The organism is Streptococcus mitis, from assembly GCF_905187495.1.
Classification (GTDB): domain Bacteria; phylum Bacillota; class Bacilli; order Lactobacillales; family Streptococcaceae; genus Streptococcus; species Streptococcus mitis_CU.
The window spans coordinates 1-12,120 of sequence record NZ_CAJJIB010000030.1; the positions used below are offsets into that span (position 1 = coordinate 1).

A 12,120-nucleotide genomic window follows, 5' to 3' on the forward strand; every position below is an offset into this window, starting at 1 on the left:
ATGGACGCGACGGTAAAGACGTCTTGAACGGCAAAGTTGATCCAACTACAGAAGGTAAAGACGGCGATAAATACGTTAATACAGAAACCGGCGACGTCTTCGTTAAGAATAACGGCAACTGGGAAAAAGAAGGCAACATCAAAGGCCCTAAAGGGGACAAAGGTGCACAAGGTCTCCAAGGTCGGATGGTCAAGACGGAGCACAAGGTTTACCAGGCCGCGATGGACGTGATGGCGCAGCAGGTCGTGACGGACGAGATGGACGCGACGGTAAAGACGTCTTGAACGGCAAAGTTAACCCAGAAGCAAATCAAGGTAAAGACGGCGATAAATACGTTAATACAGAAACAGGCGACGTCTTCGTTAAGAATAACGGCAACTGGGAAAAAGAAGGCAACATCAAGGGACCTAAGGGTGACAAAGGTGAACGTGGAGAAGATGGTAAGACTCCAGAAGTAACTGTAACTCCAGGTAAAGATGGTCATAGTACCGACATTACATTCACTGTTCCAGGTAAAGATCCAGTTACAGTAAATGTTAAGGACGGAGAAAATGGTCTAAACGGTAAAACTCCAAAAGTTGATTTGCTTCGTGTCGAAGGACAAAACGGAAATCCATCTCATACAATTGTGACATTCTATACTGATGAAAACAATGATGGTAAGTACACTCCAGGAACTGATGAACTTCTAGGTTCTGAAATGATTAAAGATGGTGCTAAAGGTGCGGACGGACGTGATGGTAAATCATTACTTACTGTCAAAGATGGTAAAGAAACTAAAGTTTACCAAGAAGATCCAGCACATCCAGGTCAACCATTGAACCCTGAAAAACCTCTTGCAGTTATTAAAGATGGAGTGGACGGAGTCTCTCCAACAGTAACAGCTGTTCGTAAGGATGAAGAAGGGCATAAGGGTGTAGAAATCACTGTTGATAACCATGATGGTTCACAACCAACTACAGTCTTTGTTCATGATGGTGAAAAAGGAGCAACTGGTGAGAAAGGTGACAATGGTAAAGATGGCCGTGCACCGAAAATCAAAGTAGAAGATATTACTTCACCTTCAAGAACTAGACGTGATACAGATGCAACTGCAACTCCAACACGTAACGGTATCCGAGTGACAGTTTATGATGATGTTAATGACAACGGAGTATATGATGAAGGTGTCGATAAAGTATTAAATAGTAAAGATATTTATAACGGTATCGATGGACGTGATGGTTCAGCTCCAACTATTACTACAAAAGATAATGGAGATGGAACACACACTATCACAGTTCAAAACCCTGATGGTTCTGAATCAACAACTGTTGTTAAAGATGGTAAAGACGGTAAAACTGCCAATATCACTACAACAGAAAACCCAGATGGTAGTCACACAATCACTGTAACAAACCCAGACGGATCAACTAAGGAAACTGTTGTTAAGAATGGTAAAGACGGTAAGACTCCAAAAGTTGAAGTCACTGATAACAATGATGGAACTCATACTGTTAAAGTTACGGATGGAGACGGTAATGTAACGAACGCTATCATCAAAGATGGTAAAGATGGTAAAGCTGCAACAGCAACAACTACTGAAAACCCAGATGGAAGCCACACTGTAACAATCACTAACCCAGACGGAACTAAGAATGAGTTTGTTGTTAAGAATGGACGTGACGGTGTTGATGGACGTACTCCAACCGCATCTGTTCGTGACAATGGGGACGGAAGTCATACGATCGTTATTACAAATCCAGAAGGTGTGACAACTGAAACCACAGTTCGTGATGGTAAATCACCAAAAGTGACTATAACTGATGAACAAAATGGAACTCATAAGATCTCAGTTCTAAATGGTGATGGAACAACTACTGAAACAATCATTAAAGATGGTAAATCACCAGTAGCAACAGTTAGAGATAACCAAGATGGTACTTACACTATTCGTGTAGAAAACGGTAATGGTACTGTTTCTGAAACCACAGTGCGTGACGGTAAATCACCAACTGCTAAGGTTGTGGATAACGGAGATGGAACTCACACGATCACAGTTGTGAACTCAGACGGTACAACTACAACAACTACAGTTCGTGATGGTAAAGAACCAAAACTTGAAGTTATTGATAACAACAATGGTTCACACACTATTAAAGTGACAGGTGCTGATGGTAAAGAAACTACAACTACAATCTTTGATGGTAAATCACCAAAAGCGAACATCGTTGATAACGGAGACGGAACTCACACATTGACAATCGTTGATTCTGATGGCCGTGAATACAAATCTATTATCAAAGATGGTAAAGACGGTAAAGATGGAGTTTCACCAACTGTAACTGTTAAAAATAATAACGATGGAACTCACGTTGTTACAATAATTAATCCAGATGGAAGTAAGACAGAAATGGTGATTAAAGATGGTAAAGATGGTAAATCACCAAAAGTTTCTGTTGAAGATAATGGAGATGGAAGTCATACAATCACAATCATCAATTCTGACGGAACTGTGACAAAAACAGTTATTAAAGATGGACGTGATGGCAAAGATGGTAAGGACGGCAAAGATGGTAAATGTGGTTGCCAAGACAAACCAGTAACACCATCAAACGACAAACCAGTTCCTCCTACACGTAATGTGCCAGAAGGACCAACGTTTGCAATGCCAGAACCACCAGTTCATGAATTGCCAGAATTCAACGGTGGTGTTCCAGGAATGCCAGAAGTTCACGAATTACAAGAATTCAACGGTGGTGTGCCAGGTATGCCTGAAGTACAAGAGGTACCAGAATTAGATATTCCAACAGTACCAGCACAACCAACACCAGAAGTACCGGTTAAACCTGTGCCAGCGCAACCAACACCAAATGTACCGACACCAGAAGTGCCAGTACAACCAACTCCAGTTGTTCCAACACCAGAAGTACCGGTTAAACCAGTACCAGCGGTTCCAGAACAACCAGTAGTACCAACACCGGCTCAACCAGCAACTCCAGTAAATGCTAGCCCAGTAGTTCCAACTACAGTTAAAGAAAACCATGGGAACAAATTACCTGAAACTGGAAGCCAATCTGATTATATCTCTGTTCTTCTAGGTAGCGGTATTCTATTGAGCCTATATGTAGGTCGAAGAAAAGAAGATTAATCAGCCAAAAGCAGTCACTAATTTCTCGAAAGAAGATGATAAGTGATAGATCTCGAATGAAAGAATATTCTTAGAATGATTTTCCTATGATGGAAAAGACTGCTAAAAACCTTGAGTGGTAACGCTCAAGGTTTTTTGATTATATTTAATGTAAATTGTGATTTCTTAAAAAAGAGGCTCTTTGTCAACTGTAGTGGGTTGAAGAAAAGCTAAGCTCGAGAAAGGACAAATTTCGTCCTTTCTTTTTTGATGTTCAGAGCAATAAAAATCCGTTTTTTAAAGTTTTCAAAGTTCCGAAAACCAAAGGCATTGCGTTTGATAAGTTTGATGAGATTGTTAGTCGCTTCCAATTTGGCGTTAGAATGGGGTAACTGAAGGGCATTGACGATTTTCTCTTTGTCTTTTAGTAAGATTTTAAAGACAGTCTAAAAAAGAGGATGAACCTGCTTTAGATTGTCCTCAATGAGTCCGAAGAATTTTTCAGACTCCTTATTCTGAAAGTGAAAAAGCAAGAGTTGGTAGAGATGATAGTGGTGTTTCAAGTCTTCTGAATAGCTCCAAAGCTTGTCTAGAATCTCTTTATTAGTCAAGTGCATACGAAAAGTAGGGCGATAAAATCTCTTATCACTGAGTTTACGACTATCCTGTTGAATGAGTTTCTAGTAACGCTTGATAGCCTTGTATTCATGAGATTTTCGCTCAAACTGATTCATGATTTGGACACGAACGCGACTCATAGCACGGCTTAGATGTTGTACAATGTGAAAGCGATCAAGTACAATTTTTGCATTCGGAAAAAATTGTCTAGCCAAGTCATAGTAGGGACTAAACATATCCATAGTAATGATTTTCACTCGACATCGGACGGCTCTATCGTATCGAAGAAAGTGATTTCGGATGACAGCCTGTGTTCTACCTTCAAGAACAGTGATGATATTGAGATTGTCAAAATCTTGTGCAATGAAACTCATCTTCATCTCCCGATTGAAACAGTCACTCCCCTGACTGTTTCAACATCCCAGGACATAATCTCAGGCAGACGAGAGAAATCATGCTCAAAGTGAAAGTCATTAAGTTTGCGAATGACAGTTGAAGTTGAAATGGCCAGCTGATGGGCAATATCGGTCATAGAAGTCTTTTCAATTAGCTTTTGAGCAATTTTTTGGTTGATGATACGAGGGATTTGGTGATTTTTCTTGACGAGGGAAGTCTCAGCGACCATCATTTTTGAGCACTGATAGCACTTGAAACGACGCTTTTTAAGTAGAATTCTAGTAGGCATACCAGTCGTTTCTAGGTAAGGGATCTTAGACGGTTTTTGAAAGTCATATTTCTTCATTTGCCTTCCACAATCAGGGCAAGATGGGGCATCGTAGTCCAATTTAGCAATGATTTCTTTATGTGTGTCCCTATTGATAACATCCATAATTTGGATATTGGGGTCTTTAATATCGAGTAGTTTTGTGATAAAATGTAATTGTTCCATATGAATCTTTCTAATGAGTTGTTTGGTCGCTTTTCATTATAGATCTTATGGAGCTTTTTTTCTACAACAAAATAGGCTCCATAATATCTATAGGGGATTTACCCACTACAAATATTATAGAACCATTATTTTAAGGAGACGCGTTTGTTTCATATAAATAATATAATGTGTACTGAAAAGGTTTGCATATAGGGAAACAAAATATTATAATATATACAAGAAATAATTTGATAGTTTAAAACAAGGAGTTCTTTATGTTTTTTAATAGAAAAGGAATCAATCAAAAGAATTGGCGGATGATAAAGAAAGGGAAGCATTTTCTTTTTGGGTGCACTCTTTTTTTGGCTACAGGAGCAGTAATGATACAGAATCCATATCTTGTTCATGCTGATGAAAAGGTTACATCTCTGAATGATTCAACTAAAGCCAAAGATGAAGATCCGAATAGTGACAAGGTTCCAAACGATGTGGAAAATCATCCACAGGTAGAAAATCGTGTTAAAGAATCAGATAAGATTTCTGAACATGTTCCAGAAGATAAAATTATTGAAAAGTCTGTAGAGCATCCAGTCAAAACTGTGGATAAAACTGCTTTAAATGAATTAATTGAAAAGATTAGGAACACTGATTTACAGACTAAAACAGTTAAATCAGTTGAAAATCTTAATCTTTCTTTGTCGCGTGCGCAAGCAGTCTTGGATAAGGCAGGCGCTAGTCAGGACGAGATAGATAAAGAAGTTCAAGTTTTGTCTAATTCATTTGCTCAACTGGAAGAGAAAAATAACGATATAGAAACAAAAGAAAAGCAAGCAGATAAAGCAAACGATAGTGATGAAAAGAAAAATCTTTTAACAGAAAAGATTACCAAGGTTCAGGCTCTTGTCTCAGAAATTAACCAACTAGCAGGAGAAATCAGCTATGAATTTAGTGAATCTGAAAGCAAATCTCTTCAAGCATTTGGTGATTTGTCTGAGGAAAAATCCACTGATAGTGAAGTTGATGGTGCTCTAAATGAAGCGAAAAGCCTCCGCAACAAAGTGGCTAATAGAGTAACTCGCGCACATTCTGGGAAACGTGACCCCCGTAATGGAAAACCGATGGATGGTAAGGGGGAAAGTGGGTTTAGAGGGATTACATACACTCACAAGGAAAATAGAAGAAATGGTAATCTTATTGAAAATGGAAGCACTGCTGTTTATTATAATTCAGATGAAATTTGGAGTTTAATCGAGATAAAAGGAGAAAGAGTAGGGAATGAGAGAAAGTTTACTACGTATGTTAGAGGAAGAATAGTAGAAGATGTAACTCCATATTATATTGTTACTGTTGGTTTTACAGGCAATTCTCCAATTAAAGGATTAAAAATGCATGTTGCCTACTGGGATAAACAGGCAGGAAAGGCAAAATCACGTGAAATAGAGTATGGTAGAACTGAAATAAATAATCCTATGACTAATGCCGCTATTAGAGGTGTTGTAGGAGAAGGGGGAATCGTTCAACCTGGTAGATATGAAGTTCATATTGCATCTAATACAAGAGTAGCTCCAAATCAGTTAAAACCATATACGTTTACTTTTGTTATTAAACCGCAAAGTGAGCGTAATACAGTAAAGGATTTATCTCAAACTTATGTAGATGATGTTCGCCATTTAACAGAAACTGAAAAGACAGATTTAATTGAAAAATTTAAAACGGAACATCCTGATGTTATGACACCTTCAGGTCATAGAAGTGACTTTGACCACGCTGAAGTTTCAGCGGATGGTTCAACAATGACAATCCATTTTAAAGATGGATTTGCACCTAAAACAATTCAAACAAATGCGACAAATGATGTAGAAGCAAAACATTCAAGTTTAAAAGCTTATTTTGGGGATTCTAAAGAATTATATACAAATCCTAGAGAATTAGTTCGCTCTAAAACAGGACATGAAGTACCAACAACAGCTCAAGTAACGTATAAAACACCATTTAATTTGCAACAAGCAGGAACAAGAAATGTTGTTGTAACAACCACTTATCAGAATGGAGTAACAAAAGATGTAACAACCCCTTATACTGTTTTAGACTTTATAGGAAAACAAGATAAGAAAATAAATCAAAATCAATCTGGAGAACTAGGGGAAGCTAGAAATTACGTAACAGTTTCGGATAATTCAGCACTTCCAAGTGAATTAACGGTTCGTTGGAAAGGTGGTTCTTCTAGTGTTGATACTTCTGCAGCAGGTGTCCAACATAAAGAAATTGAAATTCTTCGTGGAAATCATGTAATGAAAACAGTGAATATTCCTGTAGAAATTGTCGATAATATTAAACCAACAATTACTGCACCAGATAATGTTACATTGACGAGATTAGAAGGACTTCCAAGTGAACTTAATATTCAAGTTAAAGATAACGATAAAGGAGTAGGGCTTAAGGATGGCAATCCTGTAACTGTAGAAAATCTTCCGGCACCATTAACGTATAATGCAGCAAAATCTAAAATTGAAATTAATGGAGTTATTCCGAACAACTTCCAACTTGGTAAATCAAGTATTCAAGTGACTGTTAAGGCAGTCGATAAAAAAGGGAATACTGCGACTAAAAATATTACTTTTAATATTCAATCGCAAACACAAAAATATACAGCAGTTGCTAATCCTAAAATACAGGAAGTAAGTTATGGGATAACGCCTGATGCAGAAATAAGTATTCAAACAAATGGTTTACCAACAGGAACAAAATATAGTTGGGCAACAAAGCCTAGTACAACAACAGGCCCTGGAGATAAAGCAGGTGTAGTAACGGTAACTTACCCAGATGGCTCAACAGATACAGTAAATGTAACTGTGAATGTTCGTAAATTAAGTGACGAACATATACCGACAGGAAGTAAAATTACTGTGAATCAAAACGATTCAGTTACGAATGATAGATTAAAAGCAGCAGTCACTGTGGATCATAATGGAACAAGTAAAGTGAAGACAGTTACTGCAGCACCTATTAGTACTGTAAATGCAGGCACACAAACAATAAAATCAACAGTAACGTATCTGGATAATACTACTGATTTAGTTGATATTCCTCTAGAAGTGAAAGACGTTATACCTCCAACAATACAAACACCGACAGAAAATCAAACGTGGGAAATTACAGCGTTAGATAAGACTCTGCCTCCTATTAAAGTAGCAGTTGATGATAATCCTGGAGGAAGTGGAATAAAAAGCATTTTTCCAATTAACTTACCAAGTTTCTTGAAATACGACAAAGCAACAAGTAGCATCGTTTTCCAAGATGGAGAACGTGAAGTTCCAAAATTATCTGGAATTAATCGTACAACAAGAAATATAACATTGCGTGTGGAAGACAATGCAGGGAACAGCAGTGAACGTACATTTAGTATTGTACATATGACTATGGCTGAAAAATATAATCCACAAGCAAATGCAACGATTCAAGAAGTGAGCCATGGCGAAACTCCTAATCCAAAAACTAGTGTCAATACAGCAGGATTACCAACTGATGCTCAATATACATGGAAATCGGCACCAGATACGAGTAGACCTGGGGATAAAACGGGAGTGGTGAAAGTTACTTATCCAGATGATTCAGTAGATGAAGTAACTGCTACGGTAAAAGTGCGTAAGTTAAGTGATGAGTATGAACCTACAGCTACGAAAATTGTTAAAAATCAAAATGATACTATCTCAGATCAAGACTTAAAATCTGCTGTAACAATTAATAAAAACGGGAATAGTAAGGTGAAAACTGTTACTTCTGTTGGTACAATTAGTACTGTTGAGGCAGGGAACAAAGAAATTACTGCAACGGTAACCTATCTTGATGATACAAGGGATACGGTAAAAATTCCTTTAGAAGTAAAAGATGTGACGGCTCCAACGATTCAAACACCAGCGAATGGTCAGAATATCGATTTAATTGCATTAGATAAGACTTTCTCTCCAATACAAGTAACATCTAATGATAACGCAGGAGGAAGTGGTGTTCAGTCAACAACGGTAACAGACTTACCAGATTTCTTAACATATGATGATGCGACTAAAACCATTAAGTTTAAAGCGGATACCCCAGAAGTTCCAAAATTACCAGTCGGGACAGATTCTCAAACACATACAGCTACAATTCGAGTGACAGATAATGCGAATAATAGTAGTACTTCACAATTAACGTTTACTGTGAAATCAATGACTACCAAATATGATGCAACAGCAAATTCAGACAAACAAACAGTAAGTTATGGGAATACGCCTGATGCAGGAACAAGTATAAATAAAACGAACTTACCAGAAGGAACAACTTACGCTTGGAAGACAACACCAGTTACGACAGATGTGCCTGGAGAAAAAGACGGTGTAGTAGAAGTAACCTATAAAGATGGTTCGAAAGATACAGTAGATGTAAAAGTTACAGTAAAAGAATTAAGTTCAGAATATGAAGTAACTGGAGCACCAATTGAAGTAAATCAAAATGATCCAATTTCTAACGACGACTTAAAAGCGAAAGTAACCGCAACTTCAAAAGATGGAAATGCGAATGGAACAGATAAGATTTCATCTGTAGAACCTAAGTCGCAAATTACTACAACTAACTATGGTGACCAAAACATTACTGCTACTGTAACTTTCAAAGATGGAACGACTAAAGAAGTGACCATTCCATTGAAAGTTAAAGACGTAACGAAACCGACTATCCAAACACCAGCAGAAAATACAAACTGGGAAATGACCGCATTAGATAAAGCTTTAGCAAATATGGAGGTGAGAGCGGAAGATAATGCGAACGGAAGTGGAATTAAAAACGTTACTGTGACAGGCTTGCCTGATTACCTAGAGTATGATAGTACAACTAACACTATTAAATTCAAATCAGGAAAACAAGCTGTAGAAAAGCTACCTGAAAATACACCAAGCCAAGAATTTACTTTAAATATTCGAGCAGAAGATAAAGTAGGAAATGTTAGTGAAAGAACAGCAAAAATTACAGTATCTTCAATGAGTTCGAAAAAGGATCCTACACCAATTCCACAAAATACAAGTTATGGACAAGTACTTGATCCTAATGCGAGTGTAGATAAAGCAGGATTGCCAGACGGAACAAAAGTGACGTGGAAAACACCACCAGTAGTAAATACACCAGGAACTACTACAGGAGTAGCTGAAGTAACTTATCCAGATGGAAGTAAAGATACAGTTGAAGTGACGGTAAATGTAAGTAAATTAAGTGATGAGTACGATGTTTCAGCTACTGAAATTGAAGTAAACCAAAACACTCCAGTAACAAATGATGATTTAAAAACAAAAGTAACCGCAACTTCAAAAGTAGGAAGTGGGAATGGGACAGATAAGATTTCAACAGTAACAGCACCTGAAATCAGTACAGCTAATTATGGCGAACGAAACATTACTGCCACAGTAACTTTCAAAGATGGAACAACCAAAGAAGTAACGATTCCGTTGAAAGTTAAAGACGTAACGAAGCCAACTATCCAATCACCAACGAATGGACAAAACTGGGACTTAATCGCAGTAGAAGGATCAAATCCAGAAATCTCTGTAACAAGCGAAGACAATACAGGAGGAAGTGGTGTAAAGACAACGACTGTTACAGGACTACCAGATTTCTTAGAATATAATAAGTCAACTAAGACGATTCAATTCAAAGCTGGAGTAACATCAGTACCAAGTTTACCGGAAGGAACCAATGAACAACCTCATAATGTAACTATCACAGTTGTAGATAACGCAGGAAATGAAACAACAACAAATGTAGCAATTACTGTGAAATCAATGACTACAAAATACGAATCAACTCCAAATTCAGACAAACAAACAGTAAGTTACGGAGTAACTCCAGATGCAGGAACAAGTGTGAATACTTCAGGGTTACCAGAAGGAACAACATATACATGGAAAACAACTCCAGTAACGACAACGCCTGGAGAAAAAGACGGAGTAGTAGAAGTAACATATAAAGACGGTTCAAAAGATACAGTAGATGTAAAAGTTACAGTAAAAGAATTAAGCTCAGAATACGATGTGAGCGGGACTCAAATTGAAGTAAATCAAAACGATCGAGTATCAAATGATGACCTAAAAGCAAAAGTAACGGCGATATCAAAAGAAGGAAATATTAACGGAACTGATAAAATCTCTACAGTAACAGCTTCTCCGATAGATACATCTGCATATGGTGACCAAACTATAAATGCGACAGTAACATTCAAAGATGGAACAACTAAAGAAGTAACAATTCCATTAAAAGTAAAAGACGTGACTCCACCAACTATTACAGCTCCAGAAGAAAATAAAAACTGGGAAATGACTGCATTAGATAAAATTTTACCAAATATGGAAGTAAGTGCAGAAGATAATGCGAACGGAAGTGGCATAAAAACAGTAAGTGTAGAAGGACTTCCCGATTACTTAGAATATGATAGTACAACTAACTCAATTAAATTTAAAGCTGGAAAACAAGAAGTAGAAAAACTACCAGAAAATACACCAAGTAAAGAATTTAATTTGAATATTCGTGTAGAAGATAAAGCAGGGAATGTTAGTGAAAGAACTGCGAAAATTACAGTATCTTCGATGAGTGCGAAGACTAATCCTCAGCCAATAGATCAAATGGTAAACTACGGACAAGTACCAAATCCAGAAGATAGCGTAAATAAACAAGGATTACCAGATGGAACAACGGTGACATGGAAAACACCACCAGTAGTTAATACACCAGGTTCAACAACAGGAGAAGTGGAAATCACATATCCAGATGGATCAAAAGATGTAGTTACAGTAAATGTAACTGTAAGAAAAGTAAGTGAAGAATATACAGCGACTGGAACACAAATCGAAGTAAATCAAAATGCAAAAGTAACATCTGATATGTTAAAAGGAGTAGTTAATGCGATTAATGCACAAGGTGACAATGGTAATGCGAAAATCGCAAAAGTGGAATCAAAAACACCAATTAGCACAACAACATATGGAGATCAAACAATTCAAGCAAAAGTAACATATATTGATGGTTCAGAACAAGATGTTACGATTCCGTTAAAAGTAAAAGACGTGACAGATCCGACAATTTTAACTCCAGAAGAAAATAAAAACTGGGAAATGACAGCATTAGATAAAACGTTACCTGTGATGAAGATTAAAGCAGAAGATAATGCAAGTGGAAGTGGAATTGCTACGATTGAAGTAAGAAATATGCCTTCATTCTTAACTTTTGATGAATCTACCGGAATAATTACTTTCAAGGAAGGTGTACGAGAAGTACCGAGAATTGATTCTGACAATGTAATGTATGGTGTAACGATAGTAGCTAGAGATAAAGCAGGAAACTCTACATCGAAATTAGTGAATATAACAGTTTCATCAATGCGTGGAAAATACACACCAACCGCAATAGCGCAAGAAGTGGACAATGGTCACGTGCCAGATCCAGAAACAAGTGTAAACAAAACAGGCTTACCAGATGGAACAACAGTCACATGGAAGACAAG

At 37.4% G+C, this 12,120-nt stretch carries 1 protein-coding gene and 2 pseudogenes; 2 read left to right on the forward strand and 1 reads right to left on the reverse strand.

The features are described 5' to 3' along the window. A pseudogene (locus JQ843_RS04785) lies at window positions 1-3,130 on the forward strand (collagen-flanked surface repeat-containing protein); the annotation flags it as partial. A 209-nt stretch (window positions 3,131-3,339) separates the two neighbouring features. Here the strand turns inward: JQ843_RS04785 and JQ843_RS04790 are convergent. Beyond that, window positions 3,340-4,616: pseudogene (locus JQ843_RS04790) on the reverse strand (ISL3 family transposase). Between the two features lie 254 nt (window positions 4,617-4,870). On the opposite strand from JQ843_RS04790, the gene JQ843_RS04795 reads away from it, so the two are divergent. After that, a partial coding sequence (locus JQ843_RS04795; protein ID WP_203213023.1) for a Rib/alpha-like domain-containing protein occupies window positions 4,871-12,120 on the forward strand: 7,250 nt, incomplete at its 3' end.